Source organism: Thermomonas mangrovi, from assembly GCF_028201335.1.
GTDB lineage: Bacteria > Pseudomonadota > Gammaproteobacteria > Xanthomonadales > Xanthomonadaceae > Thermomonas > Thermomonas mangrovi.
On the sequence record NZ_JAPEVV010000002.1, the window covers coordinates 85,325 to 111,722 of the forward strand.

Genomic DNA, 26,398 nt, shown 5'->3' on the forward strand with positions numbered 1-26,398 from the left:
GAAGATGAGCTTGCTCAAGAACGATGATGCCAAGGGTGGCCCGGTTGAATGCCTGGGCCAGACCTTCGCCAGCGACCAGGCGCGCCGCGAGCACTTCAACAAGCTGCTGGCCGAGAAGCTGAAGGATCCGGTGTTCCGCAAGACGGAAGGATTTCCGGTGGGGACCGACGAGGCGATCCTGGCAATGTCCGATCCGCCGTATTACACGGCGTGCCCCAATCCGTGGCTGGCGGACTTCGTAGCGCATCGCGGAAGGCCATACTCATCCTCAGAGTCATACGGCAGAGAACCGTTCGTAGCTGACGTTAGTGAAGGCAAGAATGACCCGATCTACAACGCGCACAGCTACCACACGAAAGTGCCCCATAAAGCAATCATGCGGTACTTGGAGCACTACACCTCAAAGAATGATGTAGTGCTTGATGGCTTCTGCGGCACTGGAATGACCGCGGTTGCGAATGCACACGTTGGCGAAGGAAGGAGCACGGTCTTGGTCGACCTTTCCCCGATCGCCACGTTTATTTCAAGAAACTTGAATGGATCTCTTGATTCGATAGCCTACATCGACGCCGCAAGTTCACTTGTCGCAGAAATTAAGAAAGAGAATCCGAGCCTCTATCTCACTGCTCATACAGGTTGGCGGGTTAGAGATAGGAAGTCCGTTGATCACAAGCAGTACAAACATCCGGGATCGCAGTATGGCGAGGTGGAATTCGCTCTCTATTCAGATGTCGTGGCGTGCGCAAACTGCGGTTCTCAGCAGTCATTTTATTCCATTGCCGTCGACGAACTGGAAGATTCACTTCGATCCGAGTTGAAGTGCCCAAACTGTGGTGTTGTATCTCGCGAGGCAGATTGGGAGTTGTGTTACGAGACAGTCATTGATCCGCTGTTGGGCGTGCCTCATAGGCAAGCGAGAACAGTCCCGGTTCTGATCAACTACTCGATCGGAACGAGCAGATACGAAAAGATTCCAGACGCAGCCGATCTGCAGGCTATCGACGACTGCGGAAAGAAAGGAAACGTGTCTGCTTTCCCAATTGTCAGGCTGATCCCAGGAAAGGAAACTCAGAGAAACTCATCTCGCGGCATAACCCATTTGCATCATTTCTTTACGCCGAGAGAGCTTTACGCCGTTTCATTGCTTTTAGGAAAAATTAGAACAAACAATTCGGCGTCGACTGGGCAAGCCTTGATGTTCGCACTTACCGCCTGCCTCCCTTATGCGTCGAAGATGAGGAGATTCCGTGCTGATAGGAAAGGTGGCGGGCCCTTATCGGGAACACTGTACGTTGGGTCGTTGATCACCCCTCCGAATGTCCTTAGTTCGTTCCTGCGAAACGCAGAAACCATCGCAACGAGTCTCTCGTATCAGAGGAAGATGCCCAGAAGCAGCATTATTTCGACTCAAAGCGCAACATCGCTCCATCAACTTCCGGACGAATGTATCGACTATGTGTTTGTCGATCCGCCATTCGGCGCGAACTTTGACTACTCGGAGCTAAACTTCTTCTGGGAGGCCATGCTTGGCGTGGTGACCAGTCAGTCGTCAGAGGCGATTGTTAGCACGTCCCAAGGAAAGGGGATCTACGACTATCGTCAGTTGTTGATTTCGTCATTCACGGAGTTCCATCGCGTTCTGAAACCAGGCCGATGGCTGACCGTGGAGTTCTCGAACACAAAAGCTTCCGTTTGGAACGCAATCCAGACCGCACTGCAAGCGGCTGGATTTGTAGTAGCCAATGTTTCTGCATTAGACAAGAAGCAAGGAAGCTTTAAGGCTGTTATGACCACAACAGCCGTCAAGCAAGACCTCGTGATTTCTGCATACAAGCCTAACGGTGGGCTTGAGAAACGTTTCGCGGAGCGCGGAGCTACCTTGGAGTCGGTCTGGGATTTCGTTCAAACTCACCTAAAGCAGCTCCCCGTGGTGAAGCTTAGAGGCGCCGGGCTCGAGTATGTGGCAGAACGCGATCCACGCATTCTCTTCGACCGGACGGTCGCGTGGTTCGTCCGCCACAGCGCGCCGGTGCCGCTTTCTAGTCAAGAGTTTCAGGAAGGTCTTCGCGTCCGGTTTCTGGAGCGCGACGGCATGGCATTCCTGCCCGAGCAGGTCGCCGAGTATGACAAGAAGCGTGCGCAGGTCGCGCAGGCGCCACAGATGGAGCTGTTCGTCTCCGATGAGCGCAGTGCCATCGACTGGCTGGCTGACTTTCTCAAGAAGCGTCCGTCGAGGTACCAGGAGCTACATCCCGAGTTCATCACCCAGTTGGGTGCCGGTTGGAAGAAGCACGAAGCCAAGCCCGAACTAAAGGCGCTGCTGGAAGACAACTTCATTCGCTACGACGGCACGGGTGAAGTGCCCAGCCAGATCCATGCCTACCTGTCCACCAACCACAAGGATCTGCGTGGCCTGGACAAGGGTGCCCCTGCGCTCGTTGCCAAGGCCAAGGATCGCTGGTACGCGCCCGATCCCAACAAGGCGCAGGACCTGGAGAAGAAGCGCGAGAAGGCGCTGCTGAAAGAATTCGACATCTACCTGGCCGCGACCGGCCGCAAGTTGAAGGAGTTCCGTCTGGAAGTGCTGCGCGCCGGCTTCAAGACGGCCTGGGCTAAGAAGGACTACCAGACCATCATCAAGATCGCGCAGAAGATTCCGGAAGAAGCGCTGCAGGAAGACGAGAAGCTGCTGCTCTGGTACGACCAGGCGCTAACTCGCACCGAGGCGGATGCGTGAACGATGCGGTGGCCGCCAGTGGAGACTGGTTCTGGCATGTCCGTCATGCCACGCCTTGCCGTGTCGTGGACCGGCAGCAGGCCTGGGGTGGATTGACGTGCCGCGTCTGGTTGCCGACCAAGGATGTGGTGCTACGCGTTCGTCCGGATGAGCTCGTCGGCCTCAGCGACGTGCCACCAACACAGGAAGCCATCCTGCATGCGGCGGCGGCCGCCCGGCTGGCAGATGCCATGGAGGACAACCTGCTTCTGGCACTGGTGCAATCCAGCGTGGTGCCCTTGCCGCACCAGCTGTATGCACTGAACCGCGCCATGAGCAGCCCACGCGTCCGCTACCTGCTGGCGGACGAAGTCGGCCTGGGCAAGACCATCGAAGCCGGCCTGATCCTGCGCGAACTCAAGCTGCGCGGCATGGCCAAGCGCATCCTGATTGTCGCGCCCAAGGGCCTGGTGCGCCAGTGGCAGGCGGAAATGCGCCTGCACTTCGGCGAAACCTTCCACTTCGTCGAACCGGCCCAGCTGGCCGCCTACCGACCCTGGCGGAGCGAAGAAGAGAACCTCTGGCGCACGCAGGACCAGGTGATCTGCTCGCTCGACTCGGTAAAGCCGTTGGAAGGCCGTCGCGGCTGGAGCGCGGAGCAACTAGCCAGCTACAACCGGGAGCGCTTCGAGGATCTGGTGTCCGCACAGTGGGACCTGGTGATCATCGACGAGTCCCATCGCATGGGCGGTAGCACCGAACAGGTGGCCCGCTACAAGCTGGGTGCGGCACTGGCCGAAGCCTCGCCCTACCTGCTGCTGTTGTCGGCCACGCCGCACCAAGGCAAGACCGACCAGTTCATGCGCCTGATGCAGCTGATCGATCGCGATACCTTCCCTGACGAGAACAGCGTCCAGCAGGACCGGGTGCGCCCGTTCGTCATTCGTACCGAGAAACGCGCTGCCATCGATGCCGAAGGACGCCCGCTGTTCAAACCGCGGATGACCCGGTTGTTTGCGGTGACCTGGCAGAACCGGCATGCGGCCCAGCATCGCCTGTACGAAGCCGTCACCGACTATGTCCGTCATGGATACAACCAGGCGCTGATCGCCCAGCAGCGGCATATCGGCTTCCTGATGATCCTGATGCAACGCCTGGTGACATCCAGCACGGCGGCGATTCGAACCACGCTGGAAAAACGTCTGGGCGTGCTGGAAGCCCCGCCCGTGGCCCAGCTGGAATTCGACGACTGGGAAGAGCTGGACGGACAAGCCCAGGCCGACCTCGCGGTGCAGGCCGGCGGCTGGGAGCAGGAGAAGGCCGAAGTGGCCATGCTGCTGGACCTGGCCCGGGAAACCGAAAGCGCCGGCACCGATGCCAAAGCCGAAGCGCTGGTGGACCTGATCTACAAGCTGCAGCAGGAGGAGGGCGATCCGGCGCTGAAGGTGCTGGTGTTCACCGAGTTCGTGCCGACCCAGGCCATGCTCGCCGGCTTCATGGAGAGCCGTGGCTTCGCGGTGGTCCAGCTCAACGGCGGCATGGACCTGGAAGCGCGCACCCGCGCGCAGCGCGAGTTCGCTGGCGACGCACGGATCCTGATCTCGACCGATGCCGGCGGCGAAGGCCTGAACCTGCAGTTCTGCCACGTGATCGTCAACTTCGACATGCCGTGGAATCCCATGCGCCTGGAGCAGCGTATCGGCCGCGTCGATCGCATCGGCCAGCCGCACGTGGTGCGCGCCTTCAACTTCGTTCTCGACGACACGGTGGAACACCGGGTACGGGAAGTGCTAGAGGACAAGCTCGCGGTCATTGCGGAGGAGTTCGGCGTCGACAAGGCCTCCGACGTGATGGATTCCGCCGAGTCCGAGCAGCTGTTCGAACGGCTGTTTGCGCAAGGATTGCAGGATCCGGACTCGATCGACCGGGGTTGCTCGGAAGTCGTCGAGCAGGTTCGGGAGCAGGTAGCGCAGTCACGTGAGCACAGTGAGCTGCTTGCGGACCAGCACGAACTGAAGCCGGATGACGCCCGCAAGTGGCGCGATCACCCGGCACAGTTCTGGCTGGAGCGTGCGATCGTCAATGGCCTGCCTGCGCGAGGTGGTGCCGCCAACCGGGCCGGGCACGCCTGGCGGATCCAGTGGCCAGACGGGTCCGAATCCCCGCAGGTTTGCTTTGACGGACGGAGCGCGGAGCAGCACCCGGAGCTGGAATGGCTCACATTGGAAGATGCACGGGCGCGGGCCATTGTTCGCGACTTGCCGCGCTACGTTCCGGGTATTCCGCTACCGGCGATACAGATCGACGGATTGCCGGTGACCATCAGTGGCACCTGGTCGCTTTGGGAGGTACGACTCGCTTCGACCCAGGGCGAACGCAAGCGTTACCAGCCGGTGTTCGTGGCCGAGGACGGACGAAGCTTCGCGCCGACAGCCAGGCGGATCTGGGATCTGCTGGTGACCGAGAAGATCTCGTTGGTCGATGCGAGCGTCGAAGCCTACCAAGCGGCTTATCTGGCAGCGCATTCCGCAGCAGAAACCCATGGTGAGACGATCTTTGCCGCCATGCTGGAGGAGCACAAGGCGCGCTTGGCTCAGGACCGCGAACGATTGGAGCTGGCGTTCGAGGCTAGGAGTCAGGCCATCGGCCGCATCGGGCTGCCGGCGGTTCGGGATTTCCGTCGCAAGCGGCTGGAACGAGAGCATGCCGTCGAGATGGCGCGTGTCGCCGATGCTGAGGCAGTGCTGCCTGAACTGAATCCGGTTCTGCTGCTCAGAATCGGAATGAGGGCGGCATCGTGAGCGTCTGGAAGGATCGCGTACTGCGTGATTTCGTGCCGGATCTGGAGCCGCTGTGGATCGCTGTCGATCCGGACAACGTACTGCTGGACGAAGGCCTGCTCGGTGAACTGCGCCAACGCGGCTTCGACGTCATTCCATTTGAGGATTCCATTGCTTTCCGGGCCGAATTCGAGCGTCGTTATCGGACGGAGTGGCAGCGGGGGCGGCCCGGTCCAGCGAAGGCGGTGATCCTGCACTGGAGGTCGGACGACCTGAGCGGACTCCCTTGGGATTACCTGCAGAGCGGCAGGCAAGTTCGACTCAGCTTGGCGGATCTGCTGCCGAAGCTCGCCCCGGGGGTTACGCGGCAAGTGGGACCAGAGCACCTCGGGCAGCTCTTTGAAGCGCAGTCTGACCATGCCACCCAGGTCCTTGGCGAATCTGCGACGAAGGAGTTTGTCCTTCTCCATGTTTTCCGCCTGAGTCCGCCATTGATTCGCAGCGTCGCCGACCTGTGGCGCGAGCTGTTGAAGATCCACTACGCGGAAAGCGAATTGCCCGCCCAGTTGGCGTCTCACGTGGAAGCCGTGCTTTCGCGCGTCGACGCCTTCCGTGGGTTGCCGGTCGCGAATCTGTTTGGCTCCCGTAGCTACTTGCTCAATGTGTTGCAGAACGCCTGGTCCCGCCATCTGAAGACCATGGGTGTCGCTGGCAGGCACGTCGGTGACCCGATGTCGGACGAGTACGCGGGCGCGATCCGGGTTCCGTTCGATGACCCGGGCATCTGGTCCACGGTCGACTCGCTATTCCTCGAAGGGGCGTTGCATCCGGTGCGGGTAACCGGCTTGCCGTCGACATTCCCACGAAAGTTGCATGTAGGCGTGGTGCAGGATCAGGGGGACATTCACGAGCTTGTCACCGAGGGGCTGAAGGCGCTGAAGGACGAGCTGCCGGACGAGGATGGCTCTCATCGCGACTGGTTGCAGTACGCACGTAAGCAAGGCGAGCTGCTCGCACGCTTCCATGGATTGGACAATGCACGCTTCGAGGCGCTGCGGGCAGGCGTCGAAGGACTCCAGTCAGCCGCGGACACGCGACTGCAGGAATGGGTTCGCCATCATTTCGCGAGTTTGCCATCACTGTCCCCTGTCAACGCGCCGATGGTCCACCACATTCCGAGCTATCTCGCGGCGCGCAGGGATACCGGCGAGACAAAGATTGCGCTGCTGGTGTTCGATGGCTTGGCCATCGACCAATGGGCCAGGATTCGTGGACACCTGGCCGAGGGCATGCCGGACACCGGGTTCGATGAGATGGCATCCTTCGCCTGGCTGCCGACGCTGACATCTGTGTCTAGGCAGGCCATCTTCTCGGGACTCAAGCCTAGGGAGTTCGCGTCCTCGATCGATATCACTGCCAAGGAACCGGGGCTGTGGACGCGGTTCTGGGCCGATCGAGGCTTGCGTGCCAACGAAGTGTTCTACCGCAAAGGCATCAAGCGGATCGAAGAGTTGGATGAACTGACGACCGCGCTATCTGCGCCATCGCTGAAGGTCGCTGGCATCGTCGTGGACATGGTCGACGAGCTTGTCCACGGTGCTCAATTAGGCAAGCGGGGCGTGGCCCGCCTAATTGATCATTGGTGCCAGACAGGGTTTGTCGAACGGCTGTTCACCCGACTGCATGAACTTGGTTACCACGTCTACGTGACCGCGGATCATGGCAACGTAGATGCCATCGGTTCGGGGCGCATCAACCAGGGCGTTGCCGCTGAGCTTCGCGGCGAACGCGTACGGACTTACCGAAGCCAGCCACTGGTGGAACAGTCAGCTCAGGCCTATCCAAGTGCTGTCCAGATGCCATTGCCAGGGCTCCCCGCCGATTACCTGCCGCTCTTTGCCGGCCCGCGGTCGGCTTTTGTGACGGAAGGCGAGCAATTGGTAGTGCACGGTGGGATCTCGGTTGAGGAGTTGATCGTGCCGTTCGTGAAAGTGAAGCAACCAGGTTTTACAGGATGAATGCAACAGCTCCAAAGATCGGATTCGATCGTTTCATCAAGGGGGCCTGGGCAACGATGGCCCTGGACGTTCGACTGGGCCGGCAGGAACCCGGAGACGTGATGGCGCTGCTCGAAGCCGATGGCTTGAGTGTCGCGGCAAGGAAAAAGGTCAAGACGGTTCTCAACCGGCTCTGGCTTGAGCCTCGCGAGGAGCTGGCCAACTTCGTCAGTCGCGGCGTCGCCCTCCATGAAGCCGATGCGCCGCCGATGGTGCTGCACTGGGGTGTCTCCATCGCGACCTACCCGTTCTTCGCACACGTGGCCGAGGTTGTCGGGCGGCTAACGGCTCTCCAGGGTGATTGTGCGGCTACCGAAGTCCACCGGCGAATGAGCGAAGTCTACGGCGAGCGCGAAGGCACGTATCGGATGACCAACATGGTCCTGCAGACGCAGGCAGATTGGGGGGCGATCCGGCGAACGGAGAGCGGACGGCGCATCGTCCAAGAGCATTTATTGGCGGTTTCTGGCCCCTCGCTTACCGGCTGGCTCGTCGAAGCTGCGATACGCTCAGCAGGGAAGGCGCTGCCCATGGCCAGCATTGGCTCCCTACGAGTCCTCTATCCATTTCACATGGAAACATCCTTGGCCTATGCAGCGGCAGAGAACAAGCTTCTCGAAATCAGAGCGATGGGCGCGGGACGAGACTTCGTGGGGATCTTGTAGTGCTGCGGCACAATCCCTTCCGTAGGATGATGGGTGCTTGCTAGAAAATGGGGGAGTGCGATGCCAACGAGGATCCAAGTCGATCAGGTGACTGAGTTCTACAAGGACTGGGAGCCGCAGACGCTTCTGGCACGCAAATACAAGTCGCGCCCAGCGCTCCCGATCCGTGGCGGTTGGGGCTACTCGAAAGAGGACGCAGTCGTAATCGATCGGGCGCACCCGGCCGCCGCCAACTTCCAGCCGTTCAATGGGGTTGAAATCGAGCGCATCTTCATCCAGCTCCGACTGTGGGAAGAGCTGATTGGCATTCGTCCAGAGGGGCGGCAGCACTCGGGGTGCCAGTTCAAACTGATCAAGCAGAGCCTGGTGGGCGGTGAGAACGGCAAGATGTACGACCTGATGGAGTGCGACATCACCGCACTGCCGGACCATGTCTTCGAAGAGCTGAAAGCGGAGTGGGAAGGCCCCAACGGGTTCCGCTCTCCGGACTTCGATGAGGACGATCATCTGCGCCGCCGTGACGCGGCGATGGTGCACTACGTGGGTCAGTACTGGTTCGAGATCTCAAGCTTCTTCGGCAAGTACGACGACGAAGGCGCGGATGACGACCCGCCGGTCAAGATGCCTGCCATGCCGTCGCCGCTCATGTGAGCGAGTTTCACCCAGGTTCTATCGCTTGCCGTGACGCTTGACCGGGCATTCGGGATCCAATGATTCGCAGGGGGAATCATGAAAAGTCTACTTGCTGCACTGCTGTTGATCATGTCTGGCGCGGCTGCGGCCGAGGACTACGACCTGTCCGTCACCCGAAAGGGATCCAACCTGTACAAGGTGGATGGCAAGGACATCTACATCCACACACGCTATTGCTACGAGTATGTCTATAGCGAGGACGCGTTGCTGCGCATGTCCGGGACCAGCGGCAAGATCGTCTTCATTGACGAAGGCGAGAGTTGCGACGTCAAGGCGGTCTATGGCGAGAGCAACCTGACCGCTGGGAAGTACAAGATCAGTGTCAGTCGTGAAGACGATGACTGGTACGAAGTCTTCGGTACGGACACCTTCATCAAGACCAGCATGTGCCTGAATCTTGCGTTGGGCGATGACGCCATCCTCAAGGTTTCGGCTGGGGGTTATGGGACGCTCTACTTCATCGATGACGAGGACGACTGCTCGGTCGAAGGCGTCTACACACAACTTCGCCTCTGACGGCACTCGATCAGGCCAGGAAAGCAGGAATACGCAATGTCGATGCAGAACAACCGCTGTTCGATCATGAAGCTGGTGAAGTCGCTCAATGACCGCGAGGCGAACGGCGGCTTCTGGCTGCCCAATATCCAGCGGCCGTTCGTATGGAAGGAAGAGCAGATCGAGCGCTTGTTCGACTCGATCATGCGCGAGTATCCGATCAGTACACTGCTGGTGTGGCGTACCAAGGACTCGATCAAGCACCGCAAGTTCATCGACAATTTCCGCACCAGCCAGCGCTTGTCCGAATACTTCGTCCCGGACAATGAGCACGTCAAGAACTTGGTGCTGGATGGCCAACAGCGCAGCCAGAGCCTGTTCATTGGCCTGCGCGGCAGCTATGAGGGACGCGAGTTGTATTTCGATGTCCTAAGTGGCGATCCAGTCGCCCCCGATGACATCCGCTTTCGCTTCAGGTTCATGGCGCAGCCCCAGTGGCCTTGGATCAAGCTGAAAGACCTGGTCCACGACTTGGAGCGGGAACGCCCGAACAAGGTGTTCTCCAAACTGGAGACGAAAGCGACGGCTCAGCTCGATGAAGCTCAGCGCGAGCGTTTGCGCGACAACCTGGATTTGGTATGGCGCGAATTCGCCCACGACGAAAACATCAGCTATCAGGAGCTGGATGGTGTCGACTCGGATGCTTACCAGGTGGACGATGTGGTGGAGATCTTCATTCGTGCCAACTCGGGCGGCACCCGCCTGGGCAAGTCCGACCTGATGTTCAGCCTGGTCTCGCAGAGCTGGTCCGAGGCGGATGAGAGCCTGGAGGAGTTGCTGCAGACCCTCAACCAGTCAGGCTACGCATTCGAGCGCGACTTCGTCCTCAAGTCCTCTCTGGTGATGCTGGGTCATGGGGCGAAGTACGACGTGGCCAAGTTCCGGAACCCGGATATCCGCGAAGAGTTCGTCAGCAAGTGGCCGCAGCTGTCCGATGCCATCCGTGGTGTGCGCGACTTCCTGTACGGCAAGACCTTCCTGCGTAGCGACAAGGCGGTTCCGTCGTACCTGAGCCTGATTCCGCTCATCTACTTCCGCTATCACTTCGCGGACAAATGGGCGAATGCCGCCGGCCGCGAGGACTACATCCTGCGGACCATGTTGACCGGTGCTTTCAGTGGCACGCCGGACAACCTGATCGACCGTTGCGTCAAAGCAATTCAGGAGCGTGGCGACTTCGATGTCGAGGAGATGTTCCAGATCATTCGAGCCGACGGGCGCAGCCTGGATGTGACCCGCAATACCATCCTTGGCACGCGCTACGGCAAGGCCCAGTCGCACCTGATCTTCAACCTCTGGTATCGCGATTTCGACTACGAACCTGCGCTGGAGGGCAACCTCCCTCAGCAGGACCACATCTTTCCCCAGTGGGCGCTGCGCAACGAGAAGATGCTCAGCCCCACGACCCATCGCACAGTGATGAAGTACGACGCTGCAGAGCGGGACCAGATTGCGAATCTCGCATTGCTTACGGCGAAAGAGAACGGTTTTACCGGTAAGTCGGGTCAATTGCCGGAACAATGGCTGCCGGATCAGGTTGCCAAAGATTCGCAGTATCTGCAGCGCCACTTGATTCCGGCAGATCCGGAACTCTGGAAGTTGTCCAACTACGACAAATTCATTGAGGCGCGGCGCGCGCTGATCCTCGAGAAGTTCAAGCCCTATCTGCAAGCTGCTGCTACGGTTGGAGTGGAAGATGTCGCTGAAGCCCTGGTGTGATTTCGCCCGTACCTCAAAGGAATATTGCCTTCACCTCGGGGTCAAGACGGACTTCGAGTGATGGGCATTTCCGCAGAGTTCGCAAAGCTTGGCGCCCGGCTGGTGAACAACCAGTGGGCAGTGTCTGCGCTTACTGGAACTGAGTTGGTCGCGAGTCTCTGGTTCCACAGGCTGAAATCCGAGAACGGACAACTCGTCTATCGAGACTACCTCGGGCGGTGGTCGGGACACGGGAATCGCCTTTTCGCTCAGCATCTTGAAGTTGCGAAGTCCGATCAGCGCCCCGTCCGATTGGTGATTGCGCGAACCGATGATGTTGCGCTGATTGAAGCAGGTGGAGATGGTTCCAAGGCCAAGAAGACCTTCAAGGCCAGGCCAGAATGGGTCGGCCGCGTCACGGACTACGATGGTGATCGCTTTACCATCGCGTTCGACAAGGTAAGTTGATTCTTTCGCGTATCAACGACCATCTGACTTCAGGGGGAGTCAATGAGCAACAGCCTGCTTTCGCGCGCCCGGGCCAAGCTTGAGCGCGAAGTTCTGGAGATCGAGCACCGCACGGACCTGACCGACCAGCAGAAGGTCGACAAGATCATCGTGATCTTCTCGGTCGTATGCGGTGGCATCGCCGTGCAGCCCATCCCGTTTGCGGACATTTTCATCCTGACGCCCCTCCAGGCCTATATGGGCCAGAGGCTTGCTGCCATACGCGGCCTGAAGCTGAGCGAGCAGCAATCGACCGAGCTGATCAAACAGTTGATGGGAGTTGTCGGCATGGGCTTGGTGGCCCAGCAATTGGGTATCGCCGCCGCCAAGATCCTGTTCCCGATCTTCGGTGGCGTGGCCACTGTGCCCGTAGTTTTCGGCCTGACCTACGCGATCGGCACCGTCATGGACAAATACATCGTCGCCAAGGTGGCGGGACGCACCCTGACCGCCGACGAGATCAAAAAGGCCTGGAAGGAGGCCAAGAAGTCGGGTGAGGCAGAGGGTAAGCGGCGTGAGCGGGATATTCGGCGCGATGCCGGCAAGGGGTGAGGCCGCCGTCCGCTATGTGCGGAAGAACTTCGACGAGGCGGCCATCCTGGCCGTGGCCGCAAAGTTGGCGTTCGAGGCAGATCCCGAGTTTTCCGAATCGGAGCTAGCCACCATCGCCGCCATGCAGCGCGCGCATCCGCAGGCCGGTGACTCCACGGAAGAACTGGGCGATTGGTTGGGCGCGATGGACGGAGATCAAATTCAAGGCGTCGTGAACAATACCAAGGGCGTTCTTCACGAGATGGAGTTCGTCCGCCTGGAGAACGAGGATGGCGATTCCATCCATGCCGCGATCTTCGGCAACACAAATCACCCGGGTACAGACGTTCAGTTTGTCGATATGGAGAGCGGCGAGATCTGGTCCGCCCAACTCAAGGCGACCGACGATGCCTCTTATGTCCAGGACTGGATCGACGGGCATCCTGATGGCGAGATCCTGGTGACGTCGGAGCTCGCGGATCGCATGGATTTGCCTCACTCCGGGCTGAGCAACGATGAATTGACGGCCAGAACGGAAGACGTCGTCGATCAGCTCCTCGACACCGACGCGGGTAGCGACCTCTGGGACTATTTTCCTGCGCTATCCGCCGCATCCATCGCGCTGGTTGTCTGGGAACTCGGGAAACGCCATCGAAAGGGTGAGATCAGCCTGAGTCAGTTCAAGTGGATGACGGCGAAGGTCACTGGCATGAAGGCTGGCAAGATCGCGCTATTGACGGTCGCGATGATGATCCCGGGGCTCAATGTCGTGACAGGCGCCGCGTTGGTTGCGAGCCTGTTGTTCTCCGCGGCGAACACGATCAAGGTCGTTTCGCGATAGTGGCCCTCGACCTGAAGGGCTGCGCACCGTAGTCCTCTTCTACGCTGAAGCCGTCCTACAGGGTTTCCTAACGGCCGCCCATCTTTGGCCCCTGAAAACGCAGCTTGCCATCAGCCTGCAGCTTCGAAACAGCGAGTTCTGCGTCGGTCACGACACTACCGAGGGTCACGGCAGCTCCGTCCAAAGTTTTCTGGTGGGCTCGTGCAGCAGACTTAGGATCTGCTAGTCGGTTCTACCCGCGTTTTCTACCCGCGTTTTCGTATCGGTCTTGCTGACTGAACCCGCGATGCAGCTCAGCATGAGATGGGTAAAGGACGGCTCGTAGTTCCACTTGCTCATCCCCCTAGGGCGGATCCATGGAGTCCTGAGATAGACGTACGTGCTTCGCATGGCGAATTCCCGGCCAGTGCCTGGCTATCAACACAATTCCGTGGCTCTCATCTTCCTAGAATTGGCCTGCTACGTATTTTCCAACTGAAGAAGGTTAACCATATGTGGAATAGGATTGCTTGGATTGATGGATGAGGTTGATTGCTTGACTTGATCCCCTGGTAGTAGAGAGGGGCAAAAGCCTTCGTGCACTTAACGTTTCATCTCGATCCATGAAAAATCCGTGATTCCACATCAGCAAGCCCGCGATTGCTCGCGGGCTTTCTTTTTGACTAGATAAAAGGTTAGTAGCGACATGGCAAACTTCCATTTCGAGATCAAGAGCGGCCGCAATGGCTGCGATCATTCCCAATACATCGCAAGGGTTGGCTTCCACGGCAAGCGTGAGGACTTGGTTGCCTCGGGGTACGGCAATCTGCCTGCCTGGGCAGCAGGTGCGCCAGAAGTCCTGTGGAAGGCAGCAGAGAAGTACGAACGAAAGAACGGCGCGGTATATCGCGAAGTGACGATCTCGCTCCCGAACGAGCTCAATGTCGACCAGAACTTTGCGCTAGCTACTGACTTGGTGGCGAAGCTCGCGCCTGGCAAACCTCACCAGTTCGCCATTCATACCCCCATGTCATCGATTGCGGGCGAAGCGAATCCCCACCTGCACCTGATGACATCGGATCGTGTCGATGATGGGATCGAGCGTCCTGCCGAGCGATTCTTCAAGCGTCCGAACGCCAAAGATCCGCTGCTCGGTGGTCGCAGGAAATCCAGTGGCGGGCTCAATCGCATGCAGATGCGGGATGCGCTCATCGGCATGCGCAAGTTGGCGGCTGAGACTATCAACCAACACTTGGCGGCGCATGGTCACGAGGTGCGAGTGGACCACCGGACGCTGAAGGCGCGTGGTGAAACCAGGGAGGCTGAGCGGTATCTGGGGCCAGCCCGAATCCGTGGGATGTCGAAAAAGGCGAAGTCCGCCCATGTAGCAGGCCGCCCCGGCAAGGCCGAATGAGCATCCCAGGGATCGCAAGCCTTACTTCGCTGACTTGCGATCTCTCCACTTTCGAATCTCCCCTCGCTTCCACATCGGGCTGTCTCCGATGTAGACAGGCTCTGGGAAACCCGGTTGCTTTCGATAGTTGTCCACGGAGTTGACGTGCCGATTGATGAACTCGGCAACTTCATCTCTCGTCATAAGGGTTTCATCGGCATACGGGTCCGTCTGATGTGTTGGCTCTTGGGATTGGTTGCCCAAGCCATGTTCCCCGCTCGAATCCCTCTTCGTGGCGCCGATGTCCTCCTTGCCGGAGGCCGCTTGCTGATGATGCGTGACAGGGCCGGGGAGGTCCTTGGCAGGGGCCTTCCCTTTCTCCCTTGGAGCTTCAGTCGCTACTGAGCTACCCAGCAGCGTCTCTGTTGGGGGGCGAGGGAGGTCTGAGGCTTCCAATGGCGCGCTCGGAGCTTGGATTCTCAGCGGTGCCTGTTGATCGCCTCTCCTGAATCGCGAATGCCTCAGGAGTTTTGTAGCCAACAGGTAGGAAGGGGCCTGTTGTTCGTCGTATTGCTCATGCTCTGGAGGAACTCGAGGGGTGATGAGCTTCACTTCCAGCGGAATTGCCTCACTCTGCTTCTCGACACCTTGCTGCTGATTGTCGCCACCGAAGCCAAGGGCAGTAGGGTCCTTCTGCTGGACATCTGAGCCAGCAGTTGTGCGAGCATCCTCTACCTTGGCTGGATCGATTTGACCTGACGCTTCGTCCCATCCATTGCTGTCCCCTCTATCGGAACTCACTGCAGGTGTGACGGCGGCGAGGAAGCGTTGCAGGAACCCACGGTTGCTTGGTGCCGATGGCACGGCCGCATCTGACTCTGGAAGCGTGAGGTTTGGGCTGGCTGCTTCTGGGGTATTGACGGGGCCTTGGGTTTGATTTCGTGGCCCGGTCCAGCGGGGACTGAAGGGCTCAGGCAGACGTTGTGGCGCGTACACAACCTCGCCAAGCGTGGAAACTGGCGACCCCTTGAGTGAATCACTCAGAACCAGGCGCTCAAGCAAGGCATGTGACGAGAGGTTCGATTCGTTTTCCCACCACGGCAACACCCCTCTCTTGCGCAAATACTCTTTGAGGGTGTCGTTGGTCATCCAACTCCCGGCGATGAGCATTGACGTAAGCTCCGCGTCGGTCTTTTGCAAGCTCACATTGCCGCTCATCACGTCGTCTTGCAGCTCTTTGTACTGCAGTGCGAACAGTGCCGCCCGGCGTCGCCTGTCCACCATCAGGTGGTGCTCATGGAAGAAGTACGGCAATGCGTTCTCGTTCGCCCGGCTCATGTGATCGAGCAAGGGCTCGTAGACGGATGGCCCTACTGGAAACGTCAAACGATCGATGTGGTGGGAATATCGTTCGAGGAGTTCAGCTTCTCCATGAAAGGACCTTAGGGAATTGATGCCACCCGCCTCATCACGGCGGATGTATCCGGCGATGAGATCTCGTCCTTTCAAAACTGAAAGCAGCGGAAGCTTGGCGTAAATCACCAGGTTGATGGCGTCGAAGAAATCGATCCTGTCCGCGGACAACAACTGCCGCGGGCGCAGGAAATGACGATCGGCGCTTTCAACCATGAGCTTCTGCCGATAGGCAATGATTTGCCCAAGCATCCATCATGCCTCGTCGCTTCTCAAGGGCATCACCGCGGCGATAAGCGGCCTCCGTCTTGTTCGGAAGGACGTGCGCGAGGGCCATCTCCGCCAGGTCGCTCGGGTACTGGGTGAACTCGCCAACCCAATCCCGAAAGGTGGAACGGAATCCGTGGGGCACGGCATCGATGTCCATCCGTCGCATCACCGCGGTCAGGCTCATGTCCGAGAGTACGCCTCCCTTGATGCTGCCGAAGATAAGGTTGGTCGGGCGTGCCACCAGGCGATCGCGCGCCAGTTGCAGGACTTGCAGGGCAGCGCCGCTTAGCGGAACGCGGTGCTGACGCTTCGCCTTCATGCGGGAGGCAGGGATGGTCCAGATGGCCTGCTCGAAGTCGATTTCTGACCACTCGGCGCCGCGAACCTCGCCGCTGCGGGCGGCGGTCAGGATCAGGAACCGCAGTGCCAAGGCGCTGGTACCGTCCTGCGTCGCGAGACGGGCCAGAAACCTGGGAGTTTCGGCCACCGGCATGGCTTGGAAATGGCGCACCTGGTGCACTTGGCTTTGCGCCGGGAAGACCTTGTCGAGATGTCCCTTCCAGCGAGCTGGGTTTTCGCCTTCCCGGTGACCGCGAACGCGTGCCCAGTCCAGGATGCTTTCGATGCGCCCCCGTAGTCGCGACGCGGTCTCGCTTTTGGTCGTCCAGATCGGCTCAAGCACCGCGATGACATGGTGCTCGGTGATTGCATCGACCGAGAGTTGACCGATGACAGGGAAGGCATACGCCTCCAAGGTGCTGGTCCATTGCCCCCTATGCTTCGCGTTCTTCCAGGCGGGCTCCTGGAACGTGATGTAGGCGGTTGCCACTTCCCTAAAGGTTCGGCGCGTAGCCTGCTGGGCACGCAACGCACTGGCTGCTGCCTTACGTTCGTGGATGGGGTCGACTCCATTGACGATCTGCTCTCGGGCAGCGCGCGCTTTCTCGCGCGCTTGAGCCAGAGTAACGCTGGGGTAGCCGCCGAGGCCGAGGTGCTTCCTTTGCCCGGCGATCATGACCCGCAGCACCCACGAACGCCCCTGGGCTTCGTTGACGTAGAGGTACAGACCAGAGACGCCGCCCACGGCATGGTTGCCCGGCTTGGTCAGCCGACCGACTTCAAGCGCGCTGAGCTCTTTGGCCTTCTTGGGCATGGCGGAGACTTTTCGCTTCTACCAAAGACTCTACCATTAAATTTTGGGTTATAATGGGCCACATTGTGAGGGCTTGGGACACCAAGAACTCACAACTTGCGACGAATCAAGCAGTTGCGTGATCTGATTGTGAGGGGTTAGGTGTCCTTGGTACCCTAGGACGCGGACCCTCTCTCCGCCAGTTCCAAGGGCCGCGCACGGTGCGGCCCGCATCCATGGTGGCCCCGTCGGCCCCTCGCGACGCTAGGTCGAAAACCCCGCCAGGGCCGGAAGGCAGCAACGGTATCGACTGATGCGGGCGCCGAGGCAAGCCGGCGGGGCCACCGCCTTTCGGGCCTTCCTGCGCGAACCGATGCACCAGGTGTTCAGCCCTGCGGCGGTACCTGCGCGGGCGCACGCAACCGGATCACGTCGCCCTGCATGCCAACGCGATAGCCGCGCGCTCGCAATTGCACGCCTTCCGCCGCGCTGGCGTAGTGGTAGAGCACGCATCGATCCAGCAGCTCACGTGGATACTCGCGCTCGAGGTCCTCGATCCCGCTGTGGGACGGATTGCCTTCCAGCGCGCAGTCGTGCGCGACCAGTTCGTCGGCCGCCGCGAACTTCGCCAGCATCTCCGGGATCGGGCGGGTGTCGCCGGTCCAGACCAGGCTGCCGGGCAAGCGCAGTCCGAACGCGCTGTCCGGCCAGTGATGGCGAGCCGGGAAGACCTCCAGGCGCTGGCCGTCGTGCCAGAAGTGGTCGGACACCGGGATGACCCGGAACGCGTCCCAGAAATTGACTCCGCCTTCGGCCAGGGCGTTCGGGTAGCTCGCGACGCGCTGGTGCAGCAGCGGCAACAGGGTGACAGGTACGTACAGCCGCACCTCGCCTCGGCGGGCGGGGTCGAACCAGGCCGACACGAACAGCCGCTCGAAGCCGGCGATGTGGTCCATGTGCGCATGGGTCATGAACAGCGCGCGCGGGACATCGCGGTAGGTCGCCTCGAACGCGGTCAGTCCCTCGCCGCCGCAGTCGATGGTCAGCCATGGGCGGCCATCCTGTTCGATCGTCGCCATCGCCGAGCCGAGTTCCACCGCCGCGGCATTGCCGACGCCGAGCAGGCGCAAACTCCACTCGACCATGCTCAATACCCTCGTTGCCAGGCGGCGTCGTAGGCCGCGCGCAGCTCGGCGAAATCCGCCTCCACCGTCGCCCGCGGACGCGCGCCGGCGCGCTTGTGCAGCGAGCGCTGCAGCCGCGCCAGGTTGGCCTCGCGCCAGCCGGTGGCGGGGATGCGCAGGCGCGAGCGGTCGAAATCGATCATCCAGCCCCGTCCCTGGTCGTCGAACAACAGGTTGTGCGCATTGAGGTCGGCATGGTCCAGGCCCTGCCGGTGGAAACGCGCAACCAGCTCCCCGGCGGCCGCCATCGACGCCTCCCCGGCACTGGCCAGCTCCGCCAGCGAGCGCACCCCGGGCAGGCGCTGCATCAGGATCGCCGCGCGATAGGACAGCCCCTCGCGCCGGTACCACGCCGCGTAGGCCATCGGCACCGGCAGCTTGCGCGCGCGCAGGACGCGCAACAGGCGGTATTCGGCGAAGCTGCGCACCCGCGCGATGCCGCGCCACAGGTGCGCATCGCGACTGAGATTGGCCACCAGCCCGCCGCGCAGGAAATGGCGCAGGACGGCATCCCCGCCCTCGCCCATGTCGATGAACCAGGCCCCGCCGCGGCCGCCATCGCCGACCGGCTGGGCGGCATCGCCCCAGTGCGCCGGGTCGAACCAGGCGGGGTCGGGTTGCCGCAGCTGGGTGCGGTCGAACAGAATCGCGCCGTATCCGCGGGCATCGCGGAACGGCGTCAGGTGCTCGTTGGCGTCGAAGCCGGCCATTCCCGGGAGTGTAACAAGCACGTGCAAGCCGACGCGCCGCGATCGATCTGCCTGCTGCGCCTCTCGGCGCTCGGCGACGTCACCCACGTGCTGCCGCTGGTACGCACCCTGCGCGACGGATTCCCCGGCGCGGCGCTGACCTGGATCATCGGCAAGGGCGAGCGGCGCTTGCTCGACGGCCTGCCCGGCGTGCGTTTCGTGGAATACGACAAGCGCAGCGGCCTGGCCGGCATGCGGGCCGTGCGAAATGCCCTCGGCCAGCGCTTCGATGCCCTGCTGCAACTGCAGGTGTCGGCGCGCGCGAACCTGCTGTCGGCCTTCGTGCCGGCGCGCCGGCGGATCGGCTACGACCGTGCGCGCAGCAAGGAAGGCCATGGCCTGTTCGTCAGCGAGCGGATCCCGGACCGTCCCGGCATCCACGTGCTCGACGCGATCGGCAGCTTCTGCGAGCCGCTGGGGCTGGTGCGCGACCACGTCGCCTGGGACCTGCCGGTACCGGACGAGGCCCACGCCTGGGCCCGCGCGCAATGGCCCGACGATGGCCATCGCGTGCTGATGATCTCGCCGTGCTCCAGCCATGCGCTGCGCAACTGGCGCGCCGAGCGCTACGCGGCGCTGGCCGACCATGCGGCGTCGCGGGGCTGGCGGATCGTCCTCTGCGGCGGGCGCAGCGAACTGGAGCGGGCCACCGGCGATGCCATCGTGGCCGCGATGGCACAGCGCGACGGCGTCCTCGACCTGATCGGCAAGGACACCCTGAAGCAGTTGCCGGCCCTGCTCGCCCGCGCCGACCTGCTGGTGACGCCGGATTCCGGCCCGATGCACATCGCCAACGCGATGGGCACGCGCGTGCTCGGCCTGCATGCCGCGACCAATCCGCAGCGCAGCGGCCCGTACTCCGACCGCAGGTTCTGCGTGGACCGCTACGACGATGCCGCGCGCCGCTACCGTGGAAAGCCGGCCGCCGAGCTCAAGTGGGGCACCCGGATCGAGGCCGATGGCGTGATGGACCTGGTCACCGTCGACGACGCGGTCGCCGCGTTCGAGCGCTACCGCGCGCTGGCGGCCGGCTGAGCCTCGCGGCGGCGCGCCAGCAGCGGCGCGGCCATCGGCATCGTCAGTACGGTGCTGGCCACCGCCATCAGCAGCAACGCGGTGAACGTGGCGCTTGTGATGATGTCCTTGTCCAGCAGCACGTTGGCGAAGATGATCATGATCAGCGCCTTGGTCTGCAGCAGCCAGCCGACCAGCGCGGCATCCCCGGCCGGCCAGCCCAGCAGGCGACCGGCCAGCCTGACCCCGGCCAGCTTGCCGGCCACCGACGCCACCAGCAGCGCCGCGGCCGCCAGCACCACGCCCGCGCCGCCCATCTCCCAGCCGGTGCGCAGCCCGGTGCTCAGGAAGAACACCGGCATCAGCAGCAGCAGGACGTGCTGGCGCAAGCGGTCGAGCGCGTCATGGTCGAACCAGTCGCGGTCCATCACCACCCCGGCCAGGAACGCGCCGACCATGAAATGCAGCCCCGACCAGTCGGCACCGAACGCGCACACCGCCAGCCAGACCAGCATCGCGTACCAGCGGTCGCGCTCCGGGATCGCCCGCATCAGCCGCCGGAACGCCACGCAGGCGAGCGCGAACGCAACCAGGAACGTGGCCTGGCGCCCGATCCGCACCCAGTCCATCAGCACCACCGCGAGCACGCCCCAGATCGCGAGGTCGTCGAGGCTGGCATATCGCAGGATGCGCTGGCCCAGCGGGGTGCGCAGGATCGCCAGCTTCTCCATCAGCAGCACGAGGATCGGCAGCGCGGTGACCGCGCAGGCCATCCCGATCCCGGCCACGAATTGCGACGGCGTCCCGCGTGGGCCGATCCAGCCGTCGAAGCGGAGCATGCCCAGCCCGACCAGCGCCCCGAGCACCAGCGGCACGCCCAGCGCCAGCGCAGCCGTGGTCCCGGTATCGCGGCGCTGCCGCCAGGCGTCGCGCAGGTCCAGCTCGACGCCCGCCAGCATCACGAACAGCATCACCGCCCACCAGGCGACGCCGTTCAGGGCCAGGATCACGTCCGCGGTGAATACCGCCTGGTAGGCGCCCGGGAAGGCATGCCCGAGCACGCCGGGCCCCAGCAGCACGCCGGCCACGATCTGCACCACGACCAGCGGCGCCACGTTGTCCAGGCGGGCGAGCCGCCAGGCGAGGTACGGCAGCAGGAAGATGATCGCCATCGCGACCAGGAACAGCTCGGTCGTGGTGGCCGCGTGCGCCATCGTCAGTCCCGGGGGTCAGGCGATGCCGTTGCCGCTGCCGTAGTCCTGGTAGGACTTCTCCTCGACGTAGGCCGAGCCCAGCGCGAGGTTGATGTCCTTCTTGACCCGCGCCCGGGTGTCGTTCTCGAAATACACGCTGCGCGCCAGTCGGACGAATTCGGCATCGAAGGCCTGCGCCTTCTCCTTGAGGCGGATGTCGTCCTCGATCACCCACAGCCGCTCGTTGACCTCCTTCAGCTCGGCGCGGAGGGCGGCGATGTCGCCGGCCGAGGCCGGGTGGCCGCCCCATGTGGATTCCAGCGCCGCCAGTTCGTTGCGCACGTTGGCCAGCTTCGCCGGGTCGGACATCCGCTCCGACTTGATCTGCAGGATCGCGATCTTGTCCAGCAGTTCGCCGAACGACACGGGGACGAGGATTTCGGACATCGGGCACCTGGCGCCAAGAGGATGCGGGAGTGTAGCGCCTTGCCCGCCGGGCCCGCGGCCCGTATCATCTGCGGCCCACTTCCGGAGAGGTGGCAGAGCGGTTGAATGTACCTGACTCGAAATCAGGCGTAGGTTTATAGCCTACCGAGGGTTCGAATCCCTCCCTCTCCGCCAGCTTCACGAAAACGCCCCTCGCGGGCGTTTTTCGTATGCGGCGAGCGGCGCCCTTGCCACCATCCCCGGGCGGTGGATCGCGGCGAGGGCTGGAACCCCGTCCGGTTCGGATGCACGATTCCGTTACCCCCACAAAACCCGGACGGATGCCCTGCGCATGATCGAATTCGGACACCTCAGCCACGTCGGCCTGCGCAGGGACCTCAACGAGGACACCTATTACGGCGACAGCGAGCTTGGGCTCTGGCTGGTGGCCGACGGCATGGGCGGGCACGAGTATGGCGAGGTCGCCAGCGCCCTGGCCCGCGAGGCCATCGTGCGCGAAGTCCGCGCCGGACGGCCCCTGGCGGACGCGATCCGCACGGCCGACGAAGAAATCATCCGCTGCTCGAAGCGGCGCGGCGACAGCCTGCCGATGGGGACCACCGTGGCCGCGGCGCGCGTCGACGGCAACCGCTTCGAAGTGGCCTGGGTCGGCGACAGCCGGGTCTACCTGTGGCGGGATGCGACCTTGACCCAGATCTCGCAGGACCACAGCTACGTGCAGGAGCTCATTGCGCAGGGTGCCATCACCCCCGACCAGGCACGCAGCCATCCCCATCGGAACGTCGTCACCCAGGCCCTGGGCGTGACCGATCCAGTGCAGCTGAACGTCGAGACACTGTCCGGCGAGTTGCGCCCCGGCATGCAACTGCTGCTGTGCAGCGACGGGCTGACCGAGGAGGTCGACGATCGGGCGATCGCGCGCGTGCTATCGCACGACGAGTGCAGCGCGCAGGAATGCGTGGACGGCCTGGTCGCGGCTGCGCTGGATGGCGGCGGGTCGGACAACGTGACCGTGGTGCTGGTCCGCCGGCACTGAGCCGCTGCGGCGGGCGCGGTCAGGCGTTGCCCGCCTCCAGCTCCAGCCACAGGCACCGCCCGGCCTTCTTCTGCAGCACCGCCAGCCGCGCCGCATGGGCGGCCAGTTCCCCCGCATCGGCCAGTACCCGCACCCGCGAGGCGGCATCGCCGACCGGCCGTTGCACGATGGCCGCCTGCTCGACGGTGCCGGTTGACGCGCCGTCCCCGAAGCCCATCTCCCCCTGCCCCGAGGTCAGCGCCAGGTAGACCTCGGCCAGGATCTGCGCATCGAGCAGGGCGCCGTGCAACTGCCGCTGCGAATTGTCCACGCCCAGGCGCTTGCACAGGGCGTCCAGCGAATTGCGCTGGCCGGGGAAACGCTGCCGCGCCAGCAGCAGCGAATCCTCCACCGTACAGCGCGCCAGCAGGTTCCCATACCCCGACAACCGCGCGAGCTCGGCATCCAGGAAGCCGACGTCGAAGGCCGCGTTGTGGATGATGAGCTCCGCGCCGTCGATGAAGGCCAGGAACTCATCGACGACCTCGGCGAACCGCGGCTTGTCGGCGAGGAACTCGAGGGTGAGCCCGGTGACTTCCTGCGCGCCCGGCTCGAACTCGCGATCCGGGTTGAGGTAGCAGTGGAAGGTGCGCCCGGTCGGCCGGCGCTCCAGCAGCTCCACGCAACCGATCTCGACCACGCGGTTGCCCTTCTTCCATTCCAGGCCGGTGGTCTCGGTATCCAGCACGATCTGCCGCATCAGCGCCCCTTCCCCTTGATCGCCTCGGCCTGCGCGCGGGCCAGCTGGTCCACGCGCTCGTTGTCCGGATCGCCCGCGTGCCCCTTGACCCAGCGCCAGTCGACCCGGTGCCGCGCCGCCGCGGCATGCAGGCGTTCCCACAGGTCGCGGTTCTTGACCGGGTCGCCGCCGGCGGTCTTCCAGCCACGCCGCAGCCAGTTCGCCATCCACTCGGTGATGCCCTGCCGCACGTACTGCGAATCGGTGTGCAGGACCACCTCGCAGGGTTCGCGCAGGGCCTCGAGCGCGGCGATCGCGGCCATCAGTTCCATCCGGTTGTTGGTGGTGTCGGGCTCGCCGCCGGCGACCTCGCGCTCGATCCCGCGCCAGCGCAGCAGCCCGGCCCAGCCGCCGGGACCGGGATTTCCGAGGCAGGCACCATCGGTGTGGATCTGCACCGCCTTGCGATCGGTCATGCGTTGGGTTCCGCCTGCCAGCCCAGTCGCGCCGGGGCGCGCCGGGGGATCATCGGCACGCGCCGCTTCTCGGCCCGCAGCAGGAACGCCGCGCGCAGGCCGGCACCGTCCTGCATGGCCGGATCCAGCGCGACTGTCCAGGTCGGCCCCAGCCCCTGCGAGACCGGTTCGGGCTGCAGCCCGACCGAGCGCAGGCGCCGTCGCCAGGTCACGGGTTCGGCGACGCGCGGCCCCTGCCCCCGCCAGCGCATCCGGTACGGCGACAGCGGATTGAGCGCGAGCAGCCACAGGCGCCCGCCCGGGACCAGCACCCGCGCGCATTCCTCCAGCAGCAGGCCCGGATCGCAGGCCAGGTCGGCGAGGTGCTGGACGACGACCACGCCGCAGGACTCGCTGGCCAGCGGCAGCGGCAGGGCGGTCCGCACGTCGCCGGCCAGGCCGCACTCGGCCGCATGCAGCTTGAGGATACCGGGATCGGCGTCCGTGCCGGCGGGCAGCGGGGCCAGCCACAGGCAGGCCTGCCCGATGCGGGACTGGATCGCCTGCTGCAGGACATCGACCTCGCTGGCCAGCAAGGCGAGGCCGGCATCGCGCCCGAACCAGCCGGCCGCGGCGGCGACGGCATCGGGTTGACGGCGGAAAGCGGCGGGGGGCATGGTCGGATTCTGCGGGAAAGCCCGCGACCCGTCACGACTCGACAAATGCGCCTGCAGCCGGTTCCCGCCCTCGACGACAACTACATCTGGCTGCTGCGCGACGACGCGGGGCGGGCGGTCATCGTCGATCCGGGCGATGCGGTGCCAGTGCTGGCGGCGCTGGACGACGCCCCGCCACCGCACGCGATCCTGGTCACCCACCACCATCCGGACCATGTCGGCGGCATTCCCGACCTGCTCGACCAGTGGCCCGGACTGCCGGTGTTCGCGCCGGCCGACCCGCGCATCCCGATCGCGACCCAGCGCGTGCGCGAGGGCGACGTGCTGGCCCTCGGGCCGTGGGCAGTCCGGGTGCTCGAACTCCCCGGTCATACGCGCAGCCACGTCGGCTACGCCACCGATGGGCTGGTGTTCTGCGGCGATACCTTGTTCAGCCTGGGCTGCGGCCGCCTGTTCGAAGGCACGCCTGCGCAGATGCTCGCCTCGCTGGACCGCCTTGCCGCCCTGCCCGGCGAGACCCGCGTGTGCTGCACCCACGAGTACACCCTTGCCAACGCGGCGTTCGCGCTGGCGGTGGACCCCCGCAACCCCGACCTGCAATCGCGCGTGGCGCAGGCCCGCGCACAGCGCGCGACCGGTGCGCCGACCCTGCCGACGACGCTGCTCTCCGAGCGCGCCTGCAATCCGTTCCTGCGCAGCCGCGACCCTGCCTTGCGGGACGCCCTGGCGCGCCATGCCGGGCAGCCCGTCGCGGACGACATCGAGGCCTTCGCCCTGCTCCGCCGCTGGAAGGACGGCTTCCGCGGATGAGGCGCAGCGCGGGCCCAATCTTGCTGCTGGCGCTGCTCCTGGCCACCGGCCCCGCGACCCCGGCAGCCACGCCGGCAACGCGCGACGGGGCCGAGGTGATGGCGCGCTTCCACGCACGCCTCGCCGCCCCTGGCTGCGGCGACGCCAGCCCGCGCTGGAAGCGCCACTATGCGCATGCCGCGCAGGACCTCGCGGGCCGCGATGCGCAGGCCTTGATGCTGTTCGGCTACGTGCTCGACGCGTTGCTGGCCGCGGACCTGCCCGCCGAGTACGCGCTGATCCCGTTCGTGGAAAGCCGCTATCGCCCCGACGTCCGCAGCCCCGGCGGCCAGGTCGGGCTGTGGCAGTTCACCGCGGCCACCGCGCGCCGGCACGGCATCCGCATCCGCGGTGGCATCGACGAGCGTCGCTCGATCCCGATCGCCACCCGCGCGGCGGTGCGCCACCTGCAGCGCCTGCAACGCACGCTGGGCGGCGACTGGCGCACGATCGCGATCGCCTACAACGCCGGCGAAGGCGCCTTGCGGGCCTCTCGCAGGACCGGCGGCAAGCCGTTGAACGGGATCGCGCGGAGCTATCCGGCGAAACTGCACGCGATCGCCTGCCTGCTCGCGGATCGTGGCGCGCAGGCCCGCTGGCAAGCAGCGGTCGCCCGCCAGGTGCCGCGACTGGTCGGGCGCGAGCTTCCGGCGGGGACGCGCGACCTGCACGCCTGGGCGCGCGCGCAGGGCCACGATCCGACGCTCGTCGCCGCGCTCAATCCCGGCTGGCGCAGCGGCATGCGCGAAGTGCTCGCGCCGGTGTCGGCCGCCGGCGCTGGCCCGGACCCGGCCGGCGAGGCAAACTAGAGCATTCGCTCGAAGCGCCCCGTGCGCATCACCAAGG

Annotated in this window: 24 protein-coding genes, 1 tRNA gene and 1 other RNA gene; 17 read left to right on the forward strand and 9 right to left on the reverse strand. The window is 63.5% G+C overall.

The window, feature by feature from the left end:
* The first annotated feature begins 4 nt into the window (after positions 1-4).
* From ON759_RS04095 to ON759_RS04145, 11 genes are all read left to right on the forward strand, one after another.
* Positions 5-2,737, forward strand: coding sequence for a DNA methyltransferase (locus ON759_RS04095; RefSeq protein ID WP_271679098.1), 2,733 nt, complete (start codon positions 5-7; stop codon positions 2,735-2,737).
* Positions 2,734-5,517, forward strand: coding sequence for a DEAD/DEAH box helicase (locus ON759_RS04100; protein ID WP_271679099.1), 2,784 nt, complete (start codon positions 2,734-2,736; stop codon positions 5,515-5,517). The genes ON759_RS04095 and ON759_RS04100 overlap by 4 nt, the downstream gene beginning before the upstream one ends.
* Positions 5,514-7,514 carry a BREX-3 system phosphatase PglZ gene (gene pglZ / locus ON759_RS04105; RefSeq protein WP_271679100.1) on the forward strand — a complete coding sequence of 667 codons (2,001 nt, stop codon included), beginning with the start codon at positions 5,514-5,516 and terminating at the stop codon, positions 7,512-7,514. The genes ON759_RS04100 and pglZ overlap by 4 nt, the downstream gene beginning before the upstream one ends.
* Positions 7,511-8,218: a hypothetical protein gene (locus ON759_RS04110; protein WP_271679101.1), complete on the forward strand. Its 708-nt coding sequence runs from the start codon at positions 7,511-7,513 to the stop codon at positions 8,216-8,218. Before pglZ ends, ON759_RS04110 begins: the two co-directional genes overlap by 4 nt.
* Positions 8,219-8,305: 87 nt before the next feature.
* Entirely contained in the window at positions 8,306-8,869 is a 564-nt protein-coding gene (locus ON759_RS04115) for a hypothetical protein (protein WP_271679102.1), read from the forward strand.
* A 78-nt stretch (positions 8,870-8,947) separates the two neighbouring features.
* Positions 8,948-9,427: a hypothetical protein gene (locus tag ON759_RS04120; RefSeq protein ID WP_271679103.1), complete on the forward strand. Its 480-nt coding sequence runs from the start codon at positions 8,948-8,950 to the stop codon at positions 9,425-9,427.
* A 36-nt stretch (positions 9,428-9,463) separates the two neighbouring features.
* Positions 9,464-11,185 (forward strand): DUF262 domain-containing protein, encoded by a 1,722-nt coding sequence (locus ON759_RS04125; RefSeq protein ID WP_271679104.1) that lies wholly within the window; start codon positions 9,464-9,466, stop codon positions 11,183-11,185.
* Positions 11,186-11,245: 60 nt separating this feature from the next.
* On the forward strand, positions 11,246-11,632 hold the full coding sequence (locus ON759_RS04130; RefSeq protein WP_271679105.1) for a hypothetical protein: 387 nt from the start codon (positions 11,246-11,248) through the stop codon (positions 11,630-11,632).
* A 42-nt stretch (positions 11,633-11,674) separates the two neighbouring features.
* Positions 11,675-12,223 (forward strand): YcjF family protein, encoded by a 549-nt coding sequence (locus ON759_RS04135; RefSeq protein WP_271679106.1) that lies wholly within the window; start codon positions 11,675-11,677, stop codon positions 12,221-12,223.
* Complete coding sequence (locus tag ON759_RS04140) at positions 12,186-13,043, forward strand: hypothetical protein (protein WP_271679107.1); 858 nt, start codon at positions 12,186-12,188, stop codon at positions 13,041-13,043. Before ON759_RS04135 ends, ON759_RS04140 begins: the two co-directional genes overlap by 38 nt.
* A gap of 685 nt (positions 13,044-13,728) precedes the next feature.
* Entirely contained in the window at positions 13,729-14,436 is a 708-nt protein-coding gene (locus tag ON759_RS04145) for a MobA/MobL family protein (protein WP_271679108.1), read from the forward strand.
* Positions 14,437-14,457: 21 nt separating this feature from the next.
* On the opposite strand, the gene ON759_RS04150 is transcribed toward ON759_RS04145, so the two are convergent.
* The gene (locus tag ON759_RS04150) at positions 14,458-16,080 is read right to left on the reverse strand and encodes a helix-turn-helix transcriptional regulator (RefSeq protein ID WP_271679109.1); all 1,623 of its coding nucleotides are present in this window, start codon (positions 16,078-16,080) and stop codon (positions 14,458-14,460) included.
* Positions 16,037-17,251, reverse strand: coding sequence for a tyrosine-type recombinase/integrase (locus tag ON759_RS04155; RefSeq protein WP_271679110.1), 1,215 nt, complete (start codon positions 17,249-17,251; stop codon positions 16,037-16,039). Before ON759_RS04155 ends, ON759_RS04150 begins: the two co-directional genes overlap by 44 nt.
* A gap of 224 nt (positions 17,252-17,475) precedes the next feature.
* Here ON759_RS04155 and ffs point away from each other — a divergent pair.
* An RNA gene (gene ffs / locus ON759_RS04160) (signal recognition particle sRNA small type) lies at positions 17,476-17,572 on the forward strand.
* Between the two features lie 44 nt (positions 17,573-17,616).
* Here ffs and ON759_RS04165 read toward each other — a convergent pair.
* Both ON759_RS04165 and ON759_RS04170 read right to left on the reverse strand, forming a co-directional pair.
* The gene (locus ON759_RS04165) at positions 17,617-18,375 is read right to left on the reverse strand and encodes an MBL fold metallo-hydrolase (protein ID WP_271679111.1); all 759 of its coding nucleotides are present in this window, start codon (positions 18,373-18,375) and stop codon (positions 17,617-17,619) included.
* A 2-nt stretch (positions 18,376-18,377) separates the two neighbouring features.
* A complete protein-coding gene (locus tag ON759_RS04170; RefSeq protein ID WP_271679112.1) occupies positions 18,378-19,124 on the reverse strand; it encodes a 3-deoxy-D-manno-octulosonic acid kinase in 747 nt (248 codons plus the stop codon).
* A 21-nt stretch (positions 19,125-19,145) separates the two neighbouring features.
* Between ON759_RS04170 and ON759_RS04175 the strand changes: the two genes are divergently transcribed.
* Positions 19,146-20,198 carry a glycosyltransferase family 9 protein gene (locus tag ON759_RS04175; protein WP_271679113.1) on the forward strand — a complete coding sequence of 351 codons (1,053 nt, stop codon included), beginning with the start codon at positions 19,146-19,148 and terminating at the stop codon, positions 20,196-20,198.
* Here ON759_RS04175 and ON759_RS04180 read toward each other — a convergent pair.
* Both ON759_RS04180 and ON759_RS04185 read right to left on the reverse strand, forming a co-directional pair.
* Positions 20,174-21,391 (reverse strand): cation:proton antiporter, encoded by a 1,218-nt coding sequence (locus ON759_RS04180; RefSeq protein WP_271679114.1) that lies wholly within the window; start codon positions 21,389-21,391, stop codon positions 20,174-20,176. The two genes, ON759_RS04175 and ON759_RS04180, sit on opposite strands and share 25 nt — an antisense overlap.
* Before the next feature lie 15 nt (positions 21,392-21,406).
* Entirely contained in the window at positions 21,407-21,817 is a 411-nt protein-coding gene (locus tag ON759_RS04185) for a DUF6165 family protein (RefSeq protein ID WP_271679115.1), read from the reverse strand.
* Positions 21,818-21,900: 83 nt separating this feature from the next.
* Between ON759_RS04185 and ON759_RS04190 the strand changes: the two genes are divergently transcribed.
* Both ON759_RS04190 and ON759_RS04195 read left to right on the forward strand, forming a co-directional pair.
* Positions 21,901-21,991, forward strand: a tRNA-Ser gene (locus ON759_RS04190).
* 157 nt (positions 21,992-22,148) lie between these two features.
* Positions 22,149-22,853 carry a PP2C family protein-serine/threonine phosphatase gene (locus tag ON759_RS04195; protein ID WP_271679116.1) on the forward strand — a complete coding sequence of 235 codons (705 nt, stop codon included), beginning with the start codon at positions 22,149-22,151 and terminating at the stop codon, positions 22,851-22,853.
* A gap of 19 nt (positions 22,854-22,872) precedes the next feature.
* On the opposite strand, the gene dnaQ is transcribed toward ON759_RS04195, so the two are convergent.
* From dnaQ to ON759_RS04210, 3 genes are read right to left on the reverse strand one after another with little or no spacing between them, the layout of a single operon-like run.
* On the reverse strand, positions 22,873-23,592 hold the full coding sequence (dnaQ, locus tag ON759_RS04200; protein WP_271679117.1) for a DNA polymerase III subunit epsilon: 720 nt from the start codon (positions 23,590-23,592) through the stop codon (positions 22,873-22,875).
* Positions 23,592-24,047, reverse strand: coding sequence for a ribonuclease HI (rnhA, locus tag ON759_RS04205; protein WP_271679118.1), 456 nt, complete (start codon positions 24,045-24,047; stop codon positions 23,592-23,594). The genes dnaQ and rnhA overlap by 1 nt, the downstream gene beginning before the upstream one ends.
* Positions 24,044-24,703: a methyltransferase domain-containing protein gene (locus ON759_RS04210; RefSeq protein ID WP_271679119.1), complete on the reverse strand. Its 660-nt coding sequence runs from the start codon at positions 24,701-24,703 to the stop codon at positions 24,044-24,046. The genes rnhA and ON759_RS04210 overlap by 4 nt, the downstream gene beginning before the upstream one ends.
* 45 nt (positions 24,704-24,748) lie before the next feature.
* On the opposite strand from ON759_RS04210, the gene gloB reads away from it, so the two are divergent.
* Together gloB and ON759_RS04220 are read left to right on the forward strand one after the other, a co-directional pair.
* Positions 24,749-25,513 (forward strand): hydroxyacylglutathione hydrolase, encoded by a 765-nt coding sequence (gene gloB / locus ON759_RS04215; RefSeq protein WP_271679120.1) that lies wholly within the window; start codon positions 24,749-24,751, stop codon positions 25,511-25,513.
* Entirely contained in the window at positions 25,510-26,361 is an 852-nt protein-coding gene (locus ON759_RS04220) for a lytic transglycosylase domain-containing protein (protein WP_271679121.1), read from the forward strand. Before gloB ends, ON759_RS04220 begins: the two co-directional genes overlap by 4 nt.
* The last annotated feature ends 37 nt before the right edge of the window (positions 26,362-26,398 follow it).